At 69.6% G+C, this 19,476-nt stretch carries 18 protein-coding genes; 12 read left to right on the forward strand and 6 right to left on the reverse strand.

Features of this window, described 5'->3' with window-relative positions; all coding sequences use genetic code 11:
* Positions 1 to 1,003 precede the first annotated feature (1,003 nt).
* The gene (locus tag ACQ0O7_RS02395) at positions 1,004 to 1,618 is read right to left on the reverse strand and encodes a hypothetical protein (RefSeq protein ID WP_430780326.1); all 615 of its coding nucleotides are present in this window, start codon (positions 1,616 to 1,618) and stop codon (positions 1,004 to 1,006) included.
* Between the two features lie 733 nt (positions 1,619 to 2,351).
* Between ACQ0O7_RS02395 and ACQ0O7_RS02400 the strand changes: the two genes are divergently transcribed.
* Positions 2,352 to 2,786: a hypothetical protein gene (locus ACQ0O7_RS02400; protein WP_430780060.1), complete on the forward strand. Its 435-nt coding sequence runs from the start codon at positions 2,352 to 2,354 to the stop codon at positions 2,784 to 2,786.
* Positions 2,787 to 2,797: 11 nt separating this feature from the next.
* On the opposite strand, the gene ACQ0O7_RS02405 is transcribed toward ACQ0O7_RS02400, so the two are convergent.
* A complete protein-coding gene (locus ACQ0O7_RS02405) occupies positions 2,798 to 3,604 on the reverse strand; it encodes a DUF4259 domain-containing protein (RefSeq protein WP_430780061.1) in 807 nt (268 codons plus the stop codon).
* Positions 3,605 to 3,740: 136 nt separating this feature from the next.
* Here ACQ0O7_RS02405 and ACQ0O7_RS02410 point away from each other — a divergent pair, with 136 nt between their 5' ends.
* Complete coding sequence (locus tag ACQ0O7_RS02410; protein WP_430780062.1) at positions 3,741 to 3,947, forward strand: hypothetical protein; 207 nt, start codon at positions 3,741 to 3,743, stop codon at positions 3,945 to 3,947.
* On the opposite strand, the gene ACQ0O7_RS02415 is transcribed toward ACQ0O7_RS02410, so the two are convergent.
* Positions 3,879 to 4,346, reverse strand: a complete 468-nt coding sequence (locus ACQ0O7_RS02415; protein ID WP_430780063.1) for a hypothetical protein — start codon at positions 4,344 to 4,346, stop codon at positions 3,879 to 3,881. The genes ACQ0O7_RS02410 and ACQ0O7_RS02415 overlap by 69 nt on opposite strands.
* 175 nt (positions 4,347 to 4,521) lie before the next feature.
* Between ACQ0O7_RS02415 and ACQ0O7_RS02420 the strand changes: the two genes are divergently transcribed.
* Positions 4,522 to 5,271 (forward strand): alpha/beta hydrolase, encoded by a 750-nt coding sequence (locus ACQ0O7_RS02420; protein WP_430780064.1) that lies wholly within the window; start codon positions 4,522 to 4,524, stop codon positions 5,269 to 5,271.
* Positions 5,272 to 5,361: 90 nt separating this feature from the next.
* Here the strand turns inward: ACQ0O7_RS02420 and ACQ0O7_RS02425 are convergent, their stop codons facing one another.
* Positions 5,362 to 6,264 (reverse strand): ketopantoate reductase family protein, encoded by a 903-nt coding sequence (locus tag ACQ0O7_RS02425; protein ID WP_430780065.1) that lies wholly within the window; start codon positions 6,262 to 6,264, stop codon positions 5,362 to 5,364.
* Between the two features lie 39 nt (positions 6,265 to 6,303).
* On the opposite strand from ACQ0O7_RS02425, the gene ACQ0O7_RS02430 reads away from it, so the two are divergent.
* Together ACQ0O7_RS02430 and ACQ0O7_RS02435 are read left to right on the forward strand one after the other, a co-directional pair.
* Positions 6,304 to 6,531, forward strand: coding sequence for a potassium transporter TrkA (locus ACQ0O7_RS02430; RefSeq protein WP_430780066.1), 228 nt, complete (start codon positions 6,304 to 6,306; stop codon positions 6,529 to 6,531).
* A gap of 8 nt (positions 6,532 to 6,539) precedes the next feature.
* On the forward strand, positions 6,540 to 8,024 hold the full coding sequence (locus ACQ0O7_RS02435; RefSeq protein WP_430780067.1) for a cation:proton antiporter: 1,485 nt from the start codon (positions 6,540 to 6,542) through the stop codon (positions 8,022 to 8,024).
* On the opposite strand, the gene ACQ0O7_RS02440 is transcribed toward ACQ0O7_RS02435, so the two are convergent.
* Together ACQ0O7_RS02440 and ACQ0O7_RS02445 are read right to left on the reverse strand one after the other, a co-directional pair.
* On the reverse strand, positions 8,021 to 8,623 hold the full coding sequence (locus ACQ0O7_RS02440; protein ID WP_430780068.1) for a fibronectin type III domain-containing protein: 603 nt from the start codon (positions 8,621 to 8,623) through the stop codon (positions 8,021 to 8,023). The two genes, ACQ0O7_RS02435 and ACQ0O7_RS02440, sit on opposite strands and share 4 nt — an antisense overlap.
* A 79-nt stretch (positions 8,624 to 8,702) precedes the next feature.
* On the reverse strand, positions 8,703 to 9,308 hold the full coding sequence (locus ACQ0O7_RS02445; protein WP_430780327.1) for an EcsC family protein: 606 nt from the start codon (positions 9,306 to 9,308) through the stop codon (positions 8,703 to 8,705).
* 214 nt (positions 9,309 to 9,522) lie between these two features.
* Between ACQ0O7_RS02445 and ACQ0O7_RS02450 the strand changes: the two genes are divergently transcribed.
* The 7 genes from ACQ0O7_RS02450 to ACQ0O7_RS02480 all read left to right on the forward strand — a co-directional run bounded on the left by ACQ0O7_RS02450 (position 9,523) and on the right by ACQ0O7_RS02480 (position 19,402).
* A complete protein-coding gene (locus ACQ0O7_RS02450) occupies positions 9,523 to 10,428 on the forward strand; it encodes a proteasome assembly chaperone family protein (RefSeq protein ID WP_430780328.1) in 906 nt (301 codons plus the stop codon).
* A gap of 124 nt (positions 10,429 to 10,552) precedes the next feature.
* Positions 10,553 to 12,664 (forward strand): glycogen debranching protein GlgX, encoded by a 2,112-nt coding sequence (glgX, locus tag ACQ0O7_RS02455; RefSeq protein WP_430780069.1) that lies wholly within the window; start codon positions 10,553 to 10,555, stop codon positions 12,662 to 12,664.
* Positions 12,664 to 14,922, forward strand: coding sequence for a malto-oligosyltrehalose synthase (gene treY, locus ACQ0O7_RS02460; RefSeq protein WP_430780070.1), 2,259 nt, complete (start codon positions 12,664 to 12,666; stop codon positions 14,920 to 14,922). Before glgX ends, treY begins: the two co-directional genes overlap by 1 nt.
* Positions 14,919 to 16,643: a malto-oligosyltrehalose trehalohydrolase gene (gene treZ, locus ACQ0O7_RS02465; protein ID WP_430780071.1), complete on the forward strand. Its 1,725-nt coding sequence runs from the start codon at positions 14,919 to 14,921 to the stop codon at positions 16,641 to 16,643. Before treY ends, treZ begins: the two co-directional genes overlap by 4 nt.
* Positions 16,644 to 16,660: 17 nt before the next feature.
* Positions 16,661 to 17,071, forward strand: coding sequence for a membrane protein insertion efficiency factor YidD (gene yidD, locus ACQ0O7_RS02470; RefSeq protein WP_430780072.1), 411 nt, complete (start codon positions 16,661 to 16,663; stop codon positions 17,069 to 17,071).
* A gap of 94 nt (positions 17,072 to 17,165) precedes the next feature.
* Positions 17,166 to 18,353 (forward strand): transporter substrate-binding domain-containing protein, encoded by a 1,188-nt coding sequence (locus ACQ0O7_RS02475; RefSeq protein WP_430780073.1) that lies wholly within the window; start codon positions 17,166 to 17,168, stop codon positions 18,351 to 18,353.
* Positions 18,350 to 19,402, forward strand: coding sequence for a hypothetical protein (locus ACQ0O7_RS02480; RefSeq protein ID WP_430780074.1), 1,053 nt, complete (start codon positions 18,350 to 18,352; stop codon positions 19,400 to 19,402). The genes ACQ0O7_RS02475 and ACQ0O7_RS02480 overlap by 4 nt, the downstream gene beginning before the upstream one ends.
* Positions 19,403 to 19,476 lie beyond the last annotated feature (74 nt).

Genomic DNA, 19,476 nt, shown 5'->3' on the forward strand with positions numbered 1-19,476 from the left:
CGCGCAAACCCGGTTAACGCCGTCCGCGAGAATCTCCGCAGCGGTGAGGCGGCTTCAGCCCTCTCGGTCTGGCTCGCCTTCGGTGGACTGGCATACCCGACCCCGGACCCGCACCCCTGCTCCGTGGCGCGTCATGCCCGAGTCCGGGTCTCCGGCTCGGGCGGGGTGCTGTTCGTGCTGTTCGTGCGGCGGGCGGCGGGCGGCGGGCGGCGTGAGCGTTCCCGCCATTTGCCCTCGGCCGCGATCTGGTCCGTCCGTAACCCTGGTCCGTGGCGCGTCATGCCGGAGTCCGCAGCCCTGGTCTGTGGCGCGTCATGCCGGAGGCCGCAGCCTGGGTCCGCGGTGCGCCATGTCTAACCCCGCAACCCAACCGTGGTGACTTCCGGCGCGATCCGCGCCGGAAGTCANCGAGCCCGCGATCTCACCGCGTCGGCCGGGTGGATCGGGCCGGGTGGGTGGGATGTGAGTTGCGTGGCCGAGTGGCCGAGTGGCCGAGTGGCCGAGTGGCCGTGCGCCGGATGCTGTGCGCCAAATGCCCGCGTCGTGCTGCGGATGCCGTGTGCCGACTGTTGTGCCCCGGATGCCGTGCGCCGGAGGCCGGCGTCGTGCTGCGGACGCCGTGCGCTGGATGCCGTGTGCCGACTGTTGTGCCCGGATGCCGTGCGCCGGAGGCCGGCGTCGTGCTCCGGATGCTCTGCGCTGGATGCCGTGTGCCGGAGGCTGGCGTCGTGCTGCGGATGCTCTGCGCTGGATGGCGTGTGTCGGATGCCGTGTGCCGGATGCTGGCGTCGTGCTGCGGATGTCGTATGCCGGATGTTGTGCTCCGGAGGCTGGCGTCGTGCTGCGGATGCCGTGTGCCGGATGTTGTGCCCGGATGCCGTGCGCCGGATGCCGGCGTCGTGCTCCGGATGCTGTGCGCTGGATGCTGGACGCTGGATGCTGGGTGTCGGGTGTGGCGCGCCGCGCGCCCGGGGGAGCGGGAGCGCGGCGCGGGTTGGGTGGGTCAGGCGGCTGGGGGTGTGGTGGTGGACCACATGGCGGTGAAGGCGGCTGCCTCGCCGGCCAGCCAGCTCTCGATGTCGGCGGGGCGGGCGGACGGGTCGATGCGGTGGGTGGTGCCGCGGCGTAGGTCGACCAGGACCGGCTCGGCGTTGGGGAGGATCTGGTCCATGTGGCGGGCCATCAGGTGCAGCATCGCGGTGGTGATCTCGGGAGACGGCGGAGCCTCGTCGAAGTGGAGCCGGACGGCCTCGCGGCGGCCGTCGGCGAAGCGCAGGCCGAAATGTGGGTTGATCTTCACGGCCAGCGGGCCGACCGCGGCGATGGCCTCGCGGGTTTGGGCCAGGTCGACCTGCTGTGGGTCGCCGAGCGAGGCCAGGTAGGTGCGGGCGCCTGAGCGCAGCGCGCCGTACAGCGGCTTCCAGCGGTCCTTCACCACATCGACCACGCCGCCGAGGTAGCTGCCGCCGGTGCGGAACGCGATGTCCGCCTTGAGTGCTTTCACCAGCTGGCCGTGCGGGTTGAAACCGCTCCGGCGCTCCCGCTGCCGGCGCAGCCCGCCGACGAAGGTGGCCTTGGCGGGGCCGGTGCGGGAGACATAGCGGGTGAAGCCGAGCATCGTTGCGTACGGAGGGATCGCAGGCACGGGGGTGGTGGTCGAGATCGTCACGTCGTCTCCTCACTCGCACTGCGGAAAAACGGGCACGAAGGCGCCTCCAGGAGCCCGAAGATCCGCAGGTCAGGTCCCCTGTTTCGTACATACATTCTAATCGACGGGTACGACATTCCCAACGCGGATGAGGGCCGATGAGTGTCCCGTCCAGCTGAACTGTTCGGTGTCCAGACCAAAGGTTCGGGTCGATGTTGGACGGTCTGCAGGCTGGGTGCACGATGCCGCCGTGGAAATCGATCTCGTGCGCGGCCGGAACCGCCCGCCCGCCATCGGCGGCACCTGTCGCGGGGCAGGGAGCATCGGATATCGCTTCGGTTGTCGGGCGAGGAGTTGCAGCAGGTTCGTGAGGCGGCGAAGCGAGCACAGCTGACTCCGACGGGGTCTGCGGGCGAGGTCACCGTTGCCGCTGCTCGTGCGTTGATCGCGGGCCCGGACGTGCCGGCCACTCGCGCCGAGCTGGCCACGGTGCGGCGTGAGCTGTTCGTCATCCGTACGGCCCTGGTCGGGGCGGTCGCTGTTCGATCAAGAGAGATGTGCGGCGGCGGTTGAGCAGTTGGACGAGGTGACGAGGCGTCTCCAAGGGTTGCTGAGGCGGTCATGATCTGCTGGATCCACAACCGCAGCTCAGACGTTCGTCAGGTATTGAACTACGTGTTCGGGCCGGGAGACCACAGTCCGCATGTCGATCCCCGGGTGGTCGGTGCGTGGCCGATGGCGGTCGGCCGGCGGAGTGTCGGTCAGCAGGCTGGCGAACCTGCTCGAACAGCCTGTCGCTGCTGGCTTCAACCCGCCGCCGCGGCACTGCACGGTGAGCAACAACGCCACGGATCCGGTCCTGCCCGACGAGCAGTGGGCCTCGATCGCGGCCGAATACCTCGCCCGCATGGACCTGTTCATCGGCACCGTTTCCGCCAGCGCCCAAGCAACCCGGCTCCCGCCCGCGGACGGCACCTTCGACTACGTCCGGCCGACAAAAGCCGAATCCGATCACCTGGACACCGCCGTCAGCCCGGCACCATGGCCAACTCGACAAGATCCGACAGCGGAGCATCGCGGCGGCCGGCCCCTTCTCGGACGCGAGCGCAGGACATTCGCCGCTATGCCAAGACGCTGACTAGATCCTGATCACTCGCGGCCGAAGTCGGCCGGAACCTCCCTCGCCTTTGCTTGGAAAGCACTGTCCAACACATCGCCATCGATCAGGCCGTTGAAGCCGTCATCGGTCGGCCAAGATTCGGAGTCCTGGCCCTTCAAACTGCGCCCCAGGGTGTCTTCCAGAAGCTCGGCGGCCGCAGCCAGCCCGAAGTAGTGCAGGGCTTCGACGGCGCGTTTGACGCGAAAAGGTTCGTTGACCTCCACGGCGAAGGCCAAGCCTCCGCCCATCACCGAACCGTGGATGCGCAGCAAGGAAGCAAGGTGCTGAATGCCGACCGGAGTGCCTTCGGGGGCTTCTCCGTCCGCCCCATAGTCACAGGCGTCATTCCAGATCGCGTCGAGGTCCTCCATCACGCTGACATAGGCAAGCACCTGGGAAAGTGCGGCGATGGTTTGGATTGCCTCGACGGTGTCAGCGTCTTCTGCCCGTTCCTGAATCCACCGGTCGGTGACAGAGTCGAGCGCTTTGAGCGCTGCACCGGCCAGGTCCCCCGCCAGCGGCGGCAGTCGAGCGTCAACGGCGGGATCATCCATGGCCAGCGCTTGGAGACGCTCGTCGAACTGGTCACCACCGAGAGCCGTCGCCGCAACGATGACGGACGCGGCGACTACTTGATCCGGAAGGATGTCATGCCCGACCTCCTCGGGCCGGTCTTTCACAGACTGGAACAGACGTTCCAGAGTTGCGGCACGCCGTTCGGGAGTCTCTTCGGCGAGTTCCGTCAAGAACGCCAGGGCCTCATCGCTGGAGAAGGCGCCAGCCCCGGACGCTGCCATGCCGCGCTACCTTCTCCGCAGATCGATTCGCCGACGCCAACCTACAAGATCAGGCCGACCACCCGACACCCTCCCGCGAACTGGTTCAGGCCCAACTCGGTCATCGAATCCGAAAAGTAGGTCTCGGGGGTACGCGTTGAGCCTGAACGTCACCGCGACCGGTGAGCGGACCGCCGCTGTGGCGTTCTATCGGGCCACCGGGTGGCGGTACACGCACACGACGGTGGCCGGGTGGACCGCGCCGGACGGGGCGCCGGTGCGGGTGCGGCACCACCTACTCGACGGTGACCGGGACCGGGAGGCCCTGCCGGGTCTCCAGGACGGCACGCTGCCCGAGGGGTGAGGCCAACTCCACGGTGACCGTGCGGGTGCCGCCGAGGTCCTCGCAATCGGCCTGGTCGGCTGTGGTGGCGCGGACCTCGACGACCACCGCCGTCGTGGACTCGAAGGCGCGGCCGGTGTAGTCGGCGCCGCACGGTTTCGACGCCGGTTCGGGGGCGCCGGTGAACGTGGCGGTCAGGGTTCGGCCGCCGTCGGTGACGACCGCTGACTCGATGCTGATCAGGCCGGGGGAGAAGCCGTCGTCCCAGAAGCGGTCCGCGCTGCCGCTCGGGGCCGCGTGCTGGTACAGCAGGTCCCGGGCGTGGTCGTCGATCCGGTCCGGCCACACTGCCCAGCCGGTGGCGGTCGCTCCGAGCAGCCCGGCCGCCGCCGCCAGTGCCGTCCATCCGTGTCGATTCACCGGAGTGCTCCCTTCAGCGGGGTGGTAGGTGAGACGGCGGGCCGGCCGGATCGGTTCCGCGAAGACAGCGAGTCGGCGGGACGACGGGACGGCGGTGGGTGGTGGCGAGAGGGCGGCGGTGGGATGGGGGACACCCGGGCGGAGGTGGCCGGGAGCGGACGGCCAGACTGTGCCGATGGCTCTGATCCGGTGTGATTTCTACTCCGAGGCGCTGGAGACGGGCACCTCGCTGACGGTGATCCTGCCGGACGACGGGGTGGATCCGCCGCCGGTGCTCTACCTGCTGCACGGGCTGAGTGACGACCACACGGCGTGGAGCCGGTTCAGTGCGGTGGAGCGGTACGCGCAGGAGCGCGGGCTGGCCGTCGTCATGCCGCAGGCGCACCGGAGTTTCTACGCCAACGAGACGTACGGGATGCGGTTCTGGGACTACCTGTCGGCGGAGTTGCCGGAGGTGGTGGGCCGGTTCTTCCGGGTGTCGGGGCGGCGGGACGAGACGTTCGTGGCGGGGCTGTCGATGGGCGGCTACGGCGCGTTCAAGTGGGCGCTGCGGGAGCCGGAGCGGTTCGCCGCCGCGGCCAGCCTGTCGGGGGCGCTGGATCTGGCCTACATCCAGGAGCACGATCTGCGGCCGCACATCCGGGCGCTGACCGCCCGGGTCTTCGCCGACCGGATCGTGGCCGGTGGGGACGAGGATCTGATGCACCTGATCCGGGTCGCGGATCCGGCGGTCCTGCCGCGGCTGGTGCTGCGCTGTGGTGACGACGACCTCCTGGTGGCGCAGAACCGCCGGTTCATCGCCGCGTGTGCGACCGCCGGGGTGGAGCTGGACGCCGGGTTCGAGCCGGGGGACCACAACTGGGAGTTCTGGGATCGCTGTCTGCCGGCGGTGCTGGACCGGATGCTCAAGCCGCTGACGGCGTGACGGGCCGCATCCGCCCGGCGGTCGCCGGACGGTCCGGGCGGGCCGCCCACCTCGCGCGGACGAGACGGGACCGTTTCGTCGGGCGTACCGTCAGAGGGTTTGCTGATAGATCGCCAACCCGGTGTGGGCCGCGGTCAGCAACGGCACGCTGACCTGGTGTCTCTCCGCCTCGGCGACCAGATCGCCGATGATCGCGCCGGCTTCGACGGGCAGTCCCCGGGTGAGGTCGCGGTACATCGACGAGGTGGTCGCCTCGGTGGTGACGATGCCGGCTTCCAGCATGGCGGCGGCCTTGCCGCGGATCGGATGCCCGGCGGCCTCGGCGACCGCGGACGTCTCTGCGGCCAGCGCGTGCAGGAACGCGGGGCCGCCGGGCGCCTTGTTGATCGCGCCGATCGGGCCGCGCATCAGGGTGGTCGCCGCGCCCAGGGTGGCCAGCAGGACCCATTTGTCCCAGAGTTCCTGGACGATCGCCGTCGATGCCCGGGCGTCGAATCCGGCGCCGGACAGCGTGTCGGTGACCGTCACCAGGCGTTCGTCGTCGCCGTGCAGCGGGCCGAAGGACAGCCGGTGCAGGCCGCTCAGCTGGACCACGTCGCCGTCCTCGTCCAGCGTCGCGTGGATCATGCAGACGCCGCCCCAGGCCCGGTCGGCGCCGAAGCGCCGGACCAGCGACTCGATGTGCCGGATGCCGTTGAGCAGCGGGATCACCACGGTTCGCGGCCCGACCGCGGGGAGCAGATCGGTGAGCGCGGCCTCCAGCGCGTAGCTCTTCACCGCGATCACCACCAGGTCGTACGGGCCGTCCGGCTCGGTGATCACGCGCGGCGTGACCACTGTCTCACCGTCCGGCGCCTTGATCCGCAGCCCGCGTTCGGCCAGCCGGGCCGCCCGCGGTGGCCGGACCAGGAACGTCACGTCCCGCCCGGCCGAGGTGAGCCGGCCGCCGAAGTAGCCGCCGGTGGCGCCGGCGCCGAGAAAGAGAATCCGCACAGCGCCATCCTGCCGCACCTCACCGTAGGATCTGCGCCCATGGGAAAGGGCATACACATCCAGGAACTACCCGGGGTCGGCACCCGGTACGACGTGGCGCTGGGCGGTGGCGGGCGGCGGGTGTCGATCGTGGTGTCCCGCGACGGCAAACGCCACCTCTACGTCTTCGAGGACGCGGGTGATGAACCCGACGCCGTGGTCGAGTTGACCGAGGAGCAGGCCCGCAAGGTCGGCGCGGTGCTGTCCGGCACCTACTTCACCGACTAGGGATCCCCGTGCACGCGAACCTCATCGGGCTGGGCGCCCTGATCCTCGTCGCCGGGCTGCTCGCCCGGCTGGGCCGCCGGTTCCGGCTGCCCACCGTTCCGTTCTTCATGCTGGCCGGCATCCTGCTCGGCCCGTTCACTCCCGGTCTGACCCTGTTCGACCACCCCGAGGACCTGGACATGCTCGCCCTGCTCGGGCTGGTGCTGCTGCTCTTCCACCTGGGCGTGGAGTTCCCGGTCGAGCAGGTGCTGGGCAGCGGGAAACGGCTGTTCGCGGCGGCCGGGGCGTACATCGCCATCAACATCGGCGCCGGGCTGGGCCTGGGCTTCGCGATGGGCTGGGGCGCCTCCGAGGCGTTCGTGATCGCCGGTGCGGTCGGCATCTCCTCGTCGGCGATCGCCACCAAGCTGCTCATCGAGTTGCGCCGGCTGGCCAACGCCGAGACCCCGGTGATCCTCGGCATCATCGTGATCGAGGACCTGTTCCTGGCCCTCTACCTGGCACTGCTCACCCCGATCCTGTCCGGGGCGAACTCGGCCGGTGAGCTGGCGCTGCGGATCGGCATCAGCTTCGGCTACCTGGCGCTGCTGTTCGCGGTGGCCCGCTGGGGAGCCCGCTGGATCGGCAAGATCATCGACAGCCGTGAGGACGAGCTGCTCGCCATCCTGATGGTCGGCCTGACCGTGCTGGTCGCCGGGATCTCCGCGGAGGTCGGCGTCTCGGACGCGATCGGCGCCCTGATGATCGGTCTGGTGATCGCCCGCACCTCGGTGAAGGAGCGGGTGGAACGCCTGGTCCTGCCGCTGCGGGACGTCTTCGCGGCGGTCTTCTTCGTCGCCTTCGGGATGAGCATCGACGTCGGCGCGATCGGCGCGGTCGTGGTGCCGGTGCTGATCGCGGTGGGCATCACCGTGCTGACCAACGTGTCGGCCGGCCTGATCACCGCCCGGCTGTTCGGCCTCAACCAGCGCGGCGCCGCCAACGTCGGCCTGACCGTGCTGGGCCGGGGCGAGTTCTCGCTGATCCTGGCCACCCTGGCGCTCGCCGCCGGGCTGGACGAGCGGATCGGCCCGTTCGTCGCCCTCTACGTGCTGATCCTCGCGGTGCTGTCGCCGATCCTGGCGGCCAACTCCCGGATGCTGGCCCGGTTCATCCCGGACCGGTTGCTGCACGACCGCTGGCGGTACGTCCGGGAGGAGACGATCAGCACCGCCTGCACCCACATGGACCGGATCCAGATCACCGAGACCGACACCGACGTCTGCGAGCAGTGTGTCGAGTCCGGTGACACGTGGGTGGAACTGCGCATGTGCCTGACCTGCGGTGAGGTCGGCTGCTGCAGCGACTCGCCGAACAAGCACGCCGACGCGCACTACGCCGACACCGAGCACCCGATCATCCGCTCGCTGGAGCACGACGACGGCTGGCAGTACTGCTACGTCGACGGCACGCTGATCCGCGAACCGGCCGGGACGGCTCAATCGGGCGGCTAACCGGATGTGGTGGTCACCACGTGGGACCGGCCGATGGTCTGGGTCTGGACACCGTCCAGACCCAGGTTCTCCCGGGTGCGCACCTTGTCGACGGTGAAGATGTACGGCGTGCCCGGGGTCAGCCCGGTGACGGTGGCGCTGACGAAACCGCACTTGGCCGGCATGCTCCGGGTCCAGCCCAGCTCCGGCTGCATCCCCTTGACCAGGACCTGGCTGGCCGCGGTGATCCGGTAGTCGACCAGGTCGCTGCCGCCCGGGTTGTACCAGGTGACCACGGCGCTGGTGCTGGACGGCCGCACCCCGAGACCGTCGATGGTCTTGATGTGCTGCTGCGGCGTGCAGGTCGGGCTCGGGGTGGGTTTCGGCGAGCCACTGGCCGGCGGCAGAGTGGGCAGCGTGATCGACGGGGTCGGCGAGGCCTTGCCGTACGACGCGGACGGCGCTCCGGACACGGTGCCCTGATCGAACAGGATCCAGTTGCGGCCCGGCCTGCCGGTGCTCTGCGCCTCACCCCCGCCCTCCGATGACGAGGACGACGAGGAGGAGCAGCCGGCCAGCAGCAGCGGCGCCACGACGAGGGTCAGGACGGCGGACCTCACGACAGGGTCATCGGAAGGCCGCCGCCGAACCTTAGGTTCTGTCTCGCGAATCGCGTCGGAGCGATGCGCCGGACGGAACCTAGCCGTTGCGGTAATGCTCCTTGGAACGTTTGGCCAGATCCTTGGTCGCCGCCGAGTTGGCCCACGTGCCGAGGATGATGCCGGCGCCCGGCACCACCTTGGCGAAGACCCGCTTGGCGGCCCGGATGCCGGCCATCTGCGCCAGTTTCACGCTCAGCCGCATCAGCACCCCGGCCAGCGGCCGGCTGCCGTCACCGGTGAAGATCCGGCTGGCCCGCTCCCGCCCGGCGGCGACCCCGAGAGCCGTCCGCGCGGTCACCGCCACCTTGTGCACCCGCTGGAGCACCAGCAGGTCGGTGGCGCGATCGGGCGCGGCCGGGTCGGTGCCGTAGGCGGCGGCCACGTGCAGCACCATGCGGGCCTGGGTCCAGGCGAGCACCCCGACGTCGAGGACCGCGCCGGGCAGCCCGGCCGCGCCGGAGACCGCCCCGGAGACCCGGGCCAGGGTGGTGAAGCGCTTGATCGCGAGATCGGCCAGCTGGTCCGGGCCGAGCTCCGGGCGCTCGGCGCGCAGCCTGTCGTGCCACTCGGCGGCCTCCGGCCCGAGGCGGCGGACCGCCTCCAGCGCGAGGTGCTCCGGAGCGTACTGCGGATCGGCTTTCATCCGGGCCCAGAGAGTGCCGGGTGGGGTAGCGGTGTCTTCGGCCAGTTCCTTCGTCACAGATCACTCCGAGGGGGGCGAGGAAGAGGATCTGCCACCCATTGTGAAGGGTGCGCGCACGTGCCCGCTCGTTTGGGTGGGTGATGATGGATACCCGCCGGAATCAAAGACGCCGCCCGGCTGTTGTCGCCGAAAACTCTTCATGGAGGTTCGCAGCGTGCTCGACCCGTACGAGCTTTACGAGATCACCGGTGAACTGCCGGAACTCGACGGCCCGGTGCTCATCCAGGCGCTGACCGGATTCGTCGACGCGGGCAGCTCGATCCAGCTCGCCCGGGAGAGTCTGCTGGACAATCTGGAGAACGAGGTGATCGCCACGTTCGACCTGGACCAGCTCCTGGACTACCGCTCCCGCCGCCCCCCGATGATCTTCGTGGCCGACCATTTCGAGAGCTACGAGGAGCCCAGTCTCGAACTGCGCCTGGTCAAGGACCAGCTCGGCACCCCGTTCCTGCTGCTCGCCGGCCCCGAACCGGACCTCCAGTGGGAGCGTTTCATCGCCGCCGTCACCCTGCTGATCGACCAGCTCGGGGTCAGCGTCACGGTCGGCCTCAACGCGATCCCGATGGCGGTGCCGCACACCCGCCCGGTCGGGGTCACCGCGCACGCCACCGACAAGCGCCTGCTCGGCGAGCACGAGTCCTGGCTGCAGCGGGTCCAGGTGCCGGCCAGTGTCGGCAATTTGCTGGAGTTCCGGCTCGGCGAGTCCGGCCGGGACGCGCTCGGCTACGCCGCCCACGTGCCGCACTACCTGGCCCAGACCGGCTATCCGGCGGCTGCCGAGGTGCTGCTCGACTCGGTCACCGCCAGCACCGGCCTGGCCCTGCCGACCGGTGGCCTGCGCGAGTCGGCCAAGCTGGTGCGCGGCGAGGTGGACAAGCAGATCGCCGACGACGAGCAGGCCGCGCGCCTGGTCACCTCGCTGGAGGCACAGTACGACGCGTTCGTCCGGGGCCGGGAGGCCAACCTGCTCGCCGACTCCGACACGCCTCTGCCGACCGCCGACGAGCTCGGCGCCGAGCTGGAGCGGTTCCTCGCGGAGCAGAGTCGCGACGACTCCTGACCCGCCCGGTCCGGAAGAATGACCGCAGGCGCGGGCGCGCAGGATTAACCCACCCCCGGGATGGGCAAACATCTCGCGCGCCGGCCCGCGATCATTGAGGACGGCCGAGGGGTAGGAGCACCGTATGCAGGTCTGGCCTGGTCACCGGTACCCATTGGGTGCCACCTACGACGGGACGGGCACGAATTTCGCGATCTTCTCCGAGGTGGCCGAGGCGGTCGAACTCTGTCTGTTCGACCCGTCCGGCAACGAGCGGAAGGTTCTCCTGCACGAGCAGGACGCGTTCGTCTGGCACGCGTACCTGCCGGGGGTGGAGCCCGGTCAGCGGTACGGCTATCGCGTGTACGGGCCGTACGAGCCGCACCGTGGCCTGCGGTGCAACCCGCACAAGCTGCTGCTCGACCCGTACGCGCGGGCCGTCGACTCGGACATCGACTGGCATCCGTCGCTGTACGCGTACGACTTCGACAACCCGGATCAGATGTCGGAACTCGACTCCGGGCCGTACATGCCGAAGGCCGTGGTGGTGAACCCGTACTTCGACTGGGGCAACGACCGGCGGCCGGACATCCCGTACCACCACTCGGTGATCTACGAGACGCACGTCAAGGGCCTGACCCAGCGGCACCCGGACATCCCCCGGGACATGCGCGGGACGTACTCGGCGATCGGCCACCCGGCGATCATCGAGCACCTGAAGAGCCTCGGCGTGACGGCCGTCGAGTTGATGCCGGTGCACCAGTTCGTGCACGACAACCGGCTGCACGACCTCGGGCTGAACAACTACTGGGGCTACAACACCCTGGGCTTCTTCGCGCCGTACCACGGATATTCGGCGATGGGCTCACTCGGTCAGCAGACCCAGGAGTTCCGGGGCATGGTGAAAGCCCTGCACGCGGCCGGTATGGAGGTGATCCTCGATGTGGTCTACAACCACACCGCCGAGGGCAACCACCTGGGCCCGACGCTGTCGCTGAAGGGCATCGACAACCGGACCTACTACCGTCTGGTCGACGATCAACCCCAGTTCTACATGGACTACACCGGTACGGGTAACAGCCTCAACGTCCGCAGCCCGCAGAGCCTCCAGCTGATCATGGACTCGCTGCGGTACTGGGTGACCGAGATGCACGTCGACGGCTTCCGCTTCGACCTCGCCTCCACCCTGGCCCGCGAGTTCTACGACGTGGACCGGCTCTCCACCTTCTTCGAGGTGGTGCAGCAGGACCCGGTGGTCGGGCAGGTCAAGCTGATCGCCGAGCCGTGGGACGTCGGGCCCGGCGGGTACCAGGTCGGCAACTTCCCGCCCAACTGGACCGAGTGGAACGGCAAGTACCGGGACACCGTCCGCGACTTCTGGCGGGGGGAACCGGCCACCCTGGCCGAATTCGCCTCCCGGATCACCGGCTCCGCCGACCTCTACCAGGACGACGGCCGCAAACCCTTCCACTCGATCAACTTCGTGACCGCGCACGACGGTTTCACGCTCAACGACCTGGTGTCGTACAACGACAAGCACAACGACGCCAACGGTGAGGAGAACCGGGACGGCGAGAGCCACAACCGGTCCTGGAACTGCGGGATCGAGGGCCCCACCGAGGACGCCGGGGTGCTCGAACTGCGGGCCCGGCAGCGCCGCAACTTCCTGGCCACCCTGATGCTCAGCCAGGGCGTGCCGATGATCTCGCACGGCGACGAGCTGGGCCGCACCCAGCAGGGCAACAACAACGCGTACTGCCAGGACAACGAGCTGGCCTGGATCGACTGGGAGAACGCCGACGAGCAGCTGCTGGAGTTCGCCCGCAAGCTGACCGCGTTCCGGCACCGGCACCAGGTGTTCCAGCGCCGCCGGTTCTTCACCGGGCTGCCGGTGACCGCCCGTGGTGGTGGCGACCCGCTGCCCGACCTGGAGTGGTTCACCCCCGACGGGCGGCAGATGGCCGGCGACGACTGGGGCAACGACTTCGGGCGGGCCGTCGCGCTGTTCGTCAACGGCGAGGGGATCCGCGAGCGCGGCCAGTACGGCCAGCGGCACGTGGACAGCTCGTTCCTGCTCTTCTTCAACGCGCACGACGCGCCGCTGGAGTTCGCCACTCCTCCCGCCGAGTACGGGGAGAAGTGGGAGAGAGTCATCGAAACCGCCGAGCCGTCACCCGATCGGCCGTCCGTCGTGGAGGCCGGACACAAGATCTGGGTGCCGGACCGGTCTCTCATCGTCTTGGACAGGACGGTCTGATGCACCCGAGCAGTACGTATCGCGTACAGGTTCGCCCGGATTTTCCTCTTGGTTCTACCGCCGAGATCGTCGACTATCTCGCTGATCTGGGGGTCGGGCACCTTTACACAGCGCCATTGCTGGTTTCGGCTCCCGGGTCCGAGCACGGTTACGATGTCGTCGACCACTCCCGGATAAATCCGGCATTGGGTGATATTTCCGTTTTGAGTTCGGCGTTGAAGGCTCGCGATCTTGGCCTTGTCGTCGACATCGTGCCCAATCATGCCGGGGTTGCGGTGCCGCACGAGAACCCCACCTGGTGGGATGTGCTGAAAAATGGGCGCAAGTCGGATTTCTCGGGCTTCTATGACATCGACTGGGAGCGTGGACGGATCCTGCTTCCCGTCCTGGCGGACGAACCGGACGCCCTCGACGATCTGCGGATCGAGGACGGCGAACTGCGCTACTACGACAAGCGCTACCCGATCGCCGACGGGACCGGCGAGGGCACGCCACAGGAGGTGCACGACCGGCAGCACTACGAGCTGGTCAACTGGACCCGCGGCGACCGGGAGATCAACTATCGGCGGTTCTTCGCCATCACCGACCTGGCCGGCCTGCGCGTCGAGGACCCCGAGGTCTTCGCCGCCACCCACGCCGAGATCCTCCGCTGGTACAACGAGGGCATCGTGCAGGGCATCCGCGTCGACCATCCGGACGGCCTGCGCGACCCCGGCGAGTACTTCAACCGGCTCCGGGACGCCGCCCCGGACGCGTACATCGTGGTCGAGAAGATCCTCGAACCCGGGGAGAAGCTGCCCGCCTGGCCGGTCGCCGGGACCACCGGATACGACGCGATGGCCGAGGTCAACGGGGTCTTCGTGGACACCGGCACGGAGGCCTTTTTCAACACCCTGGACCACCACCTGACCGGGGTCACCACCTCCTGGCAGGACCTGGTCCACGATGCCAAATACCGGGTCGCCACCGAGGTCCTCGCCGCCGAACTGGCCCGCCTGGCCCGGCTGGCGCCGGAGATCGAGCACGCCCCGGTGGCCCTCGCCGAGCTGGCCGCCTGCTTCCCGGTCTACCGCTCGTACCTGCCGGCCGGCTCCCGCGACCTGGCCACCGCGCGGGCCGAGGCGGGCCGCCGGCGCCCGCAGATGATCGGTCTCCTGGACCGGATCACCGCACGGCTCCGCAACCCCGCCGACGAACTGGCGATCCGCTTCCAGCAGTTCACCGGCGCGGTGATGGCCAAGGGGGTGGAGGACAACGCGTTCTACCGCTGGACCCGGTTCGTCGCCCGCAACGAGGTCGGCAACGACCCGGCCAAGTTCGGCGTCACCCCGGACGAGTTCCACGACTTCGCCGCGCAGCGGGTCCTGGACTGGCCGTTCACCATGACGTCGCTGGCCACCCACGACACCAAGCGCGGCGAGGACGTGCGGGCCCGGCTGGCGGTGCTGGCCGAGGTGCCCGGCGACTGGACCGAGGTGGTGCGCCGGTGGGTCCGGCTCGCTCCGCTCCCGGACCCGGCGCTGGCCCATCTCATCTGGCAGGTCGCGGTCGGCGCGTGGCCGGTGTCCAGGGACCGATTGCGGGCGTACGCGGTGAAAGCCGCCCGGGAAGCCGGCACCTGCACGTCCTGGATCCGCCCCGACGAGTCCTTCGAGAACACGTTGCAGCAGATGGTCGACCGGCTCTACGACGACCCGGCACTGCACCGCGAGGTGACCGACTTCGCGGCGTCGATCACCCCGCCCGGCTGGTCCAACTCGCTCGGCCAGAAGCTGACGCAGCTGGCCATGCCCGGCGTCCCGGACGTCTACCAGGGCACCGAGCTGTGGGACCACTCGCTGGTCGACCCGGACAACCGCCGCCCGGTCGACTTCGCGCAACGCCGCGAACTGCTCGGGCGTCTCGACGACGGCTGGCAGCCCCCGGTGGACGACACCGGCGCGGCCAAACTGCTGGTCACCAGCCGGGTGCTGCGCCTGCGCCGGCAGCGGCCGGAACTGTTCGCCGGGTACCGCCCGGTCTGGGCCGAGGGCCGGTCCGCCGAGCACGTGCTCGCCTTCGACCGCGGTGGCGTGGTGGCGGTGTCCACCCGGCTCCCGGTCGGATTGTCACGGCACGGCGGCTGGGGCGACACCACCCTGACACTGGACGGCCACAGCTGGACGGAAGTGTTCACCAACACCGGCTACGGCGGGAACCGCCTGTCGGTGGCCGAACTGCTGCGTACCTATCCCGTCGCACTCCTGGTGAAGGAATGACCCGATACTCGGTCTGGGCGCCGGACAAGCCCGTCACACTGCACCTGGACGGCCGTGAGCACCCGATGGAGCCCGGCGAGGACGGCTGGTGGCACGCCGACGTCGACTCCACCGCCGTCGACTACGGCTTCGTGCTGCCCGGCCAGGACAAGCCGCTGCCCGACCCGCGGTCGCCGTGGCAGCCGGACGGGGTGCACGGCCTGAGCCGGCGGTACGACCACACCGCCTTCGACTGGACCGACCAGCACTGGACCGGACGGCAACTGCCCGGCTCGGTGCTGTACGAGCTGCACATCGGCACGTTCACCCCGGCCGGCACCTTCGACGCCGCGATCGAGCGCCTCGACCACCTGGTCGACCTCGGGATCGACCTGGTCGAACTGCTGCCCGTCAACGCCTTCAACGGCACGTACAACTGGGGGTACGACGGGGTCTGCTGGTTCGCCCCGCACGAGGCGTACGGCGGTCCCGACGGCCTGAAGCGTTTCGTCGACGCCGCCCACGCCAAGGGCCTCGGCGTGGTGCTCGACGTGGTCTACAACCACTTCGGGCCGAGCGGGGCGTACGCGCCGATGTTCGCGCCCTACCTGAGCAGCGGCAGCAACGCCTGGGGCAGCTCGGTCAACCTGGATGGGCCCGGCTCCGGCGAGGTCCGGCGCTACATCACCGACAGCGTGCTGATGTGGCTGCGCGACTACCACATCGACGGCCTGCGGCTGGACGCCGTGCACGCGCTGCACGACGAAGGCGCCGTCCACCTGCTCGAACAGCTCGCCGTCGAGGTCGAGACCCTCTCCACCGAGCTGCGCCGGCCACTCTCACTGATCGCCGAGTCCGACCTCAACGACCCGAAACTGATCACCCCGCGCGAGGCGAACGGGTACGGCCTGCACGCCCAGTGGGACGACGACGTGCACCACGCCCTGCACACCCTGCTCACCGGGGAACGGCAGGGTTACTACGGCGACTTCGGGTCGCTGGACTGCCTGCGTACGGTGCTGGAAGGGGCCTTCTTCCACGCTGGCACCTGGTCCTCGTTCCGGGGCCGCCGGCACGGCCGCCCGGTCGACCGGCAGCGCACCCCCGGCCACCGGTTCGTCGCCTTCCTGCAGAACCACGACCAGATCGGCAACCGGGCGGTCGGCGACCGGCTCACCGCCAGCCTCTCGCCCGGCCTGCTCAAGGTCGGCGCCACCCTGCTGCTCACCTCGCCGTTCACCCCGATGCTGTTCATGGGGGAGGAGTGGGCGGCCAGCAGCCCCTGGCAGTTCTTCACCTCACACCCCGAAGCCGAACTGGCCGACGCCGTACGCAACGGGCGGCGCCGGGAGTTCTCCCGGCACGGCTGGGACGAGGCCGACGTGCCCGACCCGCAGGACCCGGCCACCTTCGAGCGCTCCAAGCTCGACTGGTCCGAGCTGGGCAAACCCGGGCATGCCGAGATCCTCGACCTGTACCGGCGGCTGATCGCACTGCGCCGGAACACCCCCGGGATCAGCGACCCGTGGCTGCACCGGGTCGAGGTGTGGCACGGCGACCAGCACGTGGTGATCCGGCGCGGGCCGTCGGTGGTGGCCGCCAACCTCGCCGGTACGGCACAGACGGTCAGTGTGCGGGCACTGCCCAAGGCGGTGCTGCTGGCCACCTCGCCCGGCGTGATCGTGGAACGGGACCGGCTGGTGCTGCCCCCGGAGAGCGCCGCGGTGGTGTCCGTGCGCTGACCCGTCATCATGTGCTGGTGAGTGCCGAGGAGCCGCCGGAATCGGAATCGCTGGAATCGGGTTCGCCGTCGCCGGACGAGCCGAAGAAGAAACGGGACTGGGATTGTGACCCGGGATGCTGTGAGTGCAGCCTCCCGTTCTGCGACCTGTTCTCGCTGAGCACGCTGATGCTGGTCGCGGCCCTGTTCACCCGTACCTCCGCACCGCGGCGGTCCTGGGGCGAACGGGCCGTGACCGGCGCCATCCGCGCCTACCGGCGCATCTCGCCGCGCCTGCCCACCCGGTGCCGGTACCAGCCGACGTGCAGCGCCTACGGGCTCCAGGCGATCGAACGGCACGGGCTGCGTGCCGGGCTGAGACTCACCGCGGCCCGGCTGGTCCGGTGCCGTCCGGGCGTGCCGTTCGGCACGGCCGATCCGGTGCCCTGAACTTTGGTCGGGGGTGTCCCGTTACCTCCGGGGGATCCCGTTCCCGGCCCGTCTCGGGCACGATGACCTGTCTGGGGAACGGGAGGACGGGGCGATGGGGGACACCGACAACGGCGGCGTGCCGGGCGACCGGCCGACGTCACCGGCGCCGTGGCGGCTGCCACGGCAATTCGCGCCGGAGCTCGTCCGGATGCTGCTGCGCACGCCGCCACCGCCGGCGCCGGGCGATCCGGAGCCGACCGCCGAGGAGATCGCCGACCAGAACATCGCCCAGCAGGAGGTGATCCAGGAGGTCATCTCCGAGGTCGAGCGGGAGATGGTGGTCGACCGGGAGTACCGGTTCAAGGTCTGGCGGCTGGCCGGGCTCGGGCTGCTGATCGTGGTGACCATCGCGGTGGCCGTCGGGCGGCTGCTGATCGGCGGGCCGCCGACCGTCGCCGAGCTGCGCGCGCAGGCCGGCGTGGACACCTGGACCGAGCTGCGGATCGGCGTCAAGGACGACCAGTTCGGCACGGCCTACTACGACCCGGCGACGAAGCAGTGGTCCGGCTTCGACATCGACGTCGCCTACATGATCGCCGAGGATCTCGGGTTCCGGCGCTCCGACGTGCGGTTCTACGGCCTGGAGAGCGAGGACCGGGCCCGGATGCAGGCCGCCGACCCGGCCGAGGCGAACCAGCGGGTCAGCGTGCAGCTGGTGATCGCCAGCTACAGCATCACGCCGGAGCGCGAGGCGATGACCGGAGTGACGTTCTCCCAGGGCTACCTCGACACCGAGCAGTCGGTCATCGCCCTGAAAGGGCACCCGCCGATCTCCGCCCTGGAGGATCTGAAGGGCAAACGGGTCTGCACGCTGTCCACCGCGACCAGCCGGTCGGCGCTGGACAACTTCGGCGCCATCGTGACCCAGAAGAACCGGGTCCGGGAGTGCTTCGCCGCGATGGACGCCGGACAGGTCGAGGCGATCAGCACCGACGCCGCGATCCTCGCGGGATGGAAGTGGAAGTTTCCGGATAAGTATTCTCATTTTGATCTGGGCGTCCACACCACCGAGCGATGGGGCGTCAACGTCGGGGAGAACGCTGCGCTGAAGGAACTGGTCGACCTCACCCTCTATCGCTCGTGGGCGGACCCGGAGGACAACCGGTGGGAGGAGGCGTTCGAGGACAACTTCCAGGTGGAGGTCGAGGCCAACGAGAACACGCCGATCGCCGTCGGTGAGCAGCCCCCGGTGGCGCGGCCCGACGTGCGGTGGATGCCGTGGGAGGACCCGCTGGGATGAGCGACGTCGAGATCCACACCGGAATGGTGTCCAAGGAGCGGGTGCTGCCCCGGACCAGCTACCGGGCCGAGCTCAACTGGCTGCTCGCCGTCCTGCCCGGGTTCCCGCTGCTGCTGCTCGTGCTCCGGCTCTGGTACCTCTCCCGCCAGGACATGCCGACCATGCTGCTGCTGGTGCAGTACATCAACCCGCTCGGCATGATCGGCGCCCTGTTCATCTCGCTGAGCTGGACGATCCCCGCCGCGATCCTGCTGGTCCGGGTGCTCGGCGGCATCCTGCTGGTGAGCGTGCCGGGCCGGACCGCCACCTCGTTCCTCGCCGTCGCCGCGCTGCGGATGCCCGGCTGGGTGGTGGTGATCGCCACCGGGATCGCCGCCTTCACCTGGCAGCTGCGGATGCTGCCACTGCTGATGATGCTGATCGTCGCCATTCTCGGGCTGACCGCGGTGCAGGGTGAGCCCGGCGACCGGTGGGTGATGCGGTGGGTCACCCTGGGCGTCCCGGTGGCCGTCGCGATCCTGGTCTGGATCTTCGTGTGGCCGGGAGTGGTCGCCGCGGTCCGGGCCGGCGATCACACGACCGCCCTGCTGCTGGCCGCGCCGCCGCTTTTCGGGCCGGTCCTGACCGGTCCCGTCCCGGAGCGCTGGGCCCGCATCGCCACCCACTGGCCGGCCCTCGCCTGCGCCTTCGCCCTGCCGTTCACCGTCGGGTTCGCCTTCCTCCAGGCCCCGGTGCTGCCGGACACCGCCGTCGAGGTCACCACCGAGGGAGAACCGGTCCGGGTGATCCGCGGCCAGCTCATCGCCGTCGACGACACCTCGACCACGATGCTCCAGGAGACCGGGCAGGTGAAATTCATCCCCAACGGCGAGGTCACCTCGAAAACGCTCTGCCCGCAGGCCGCCGACACCCCGGACAGCGGCCTCACCGTCCGCGGCTGGCCGGTCGAGGCCCCGGCACTGGAATGGATCGCCCCGGCACGGCCGGTGACACAAATCGATCCACGATGCCTCGGGCGACCCCTGGAGAGGGGCGCGAGTGGTGGATAAGTGTATTTTCACCGACGACATGTGCGACATGCCGCCTACCACGTGCAGACAGGCTGGCGTCGACCTGGCAGGCT

This window comes from Actinoplanes sp. G11-F43, assembly GCF_050589265.1.
In the GTDB taxonomy this organism is placed as follows: Bacteria; Actinomycetota; Actinomycetes; order Mycobacteriales; family Micromonosporaceae; genus Actinoplanes.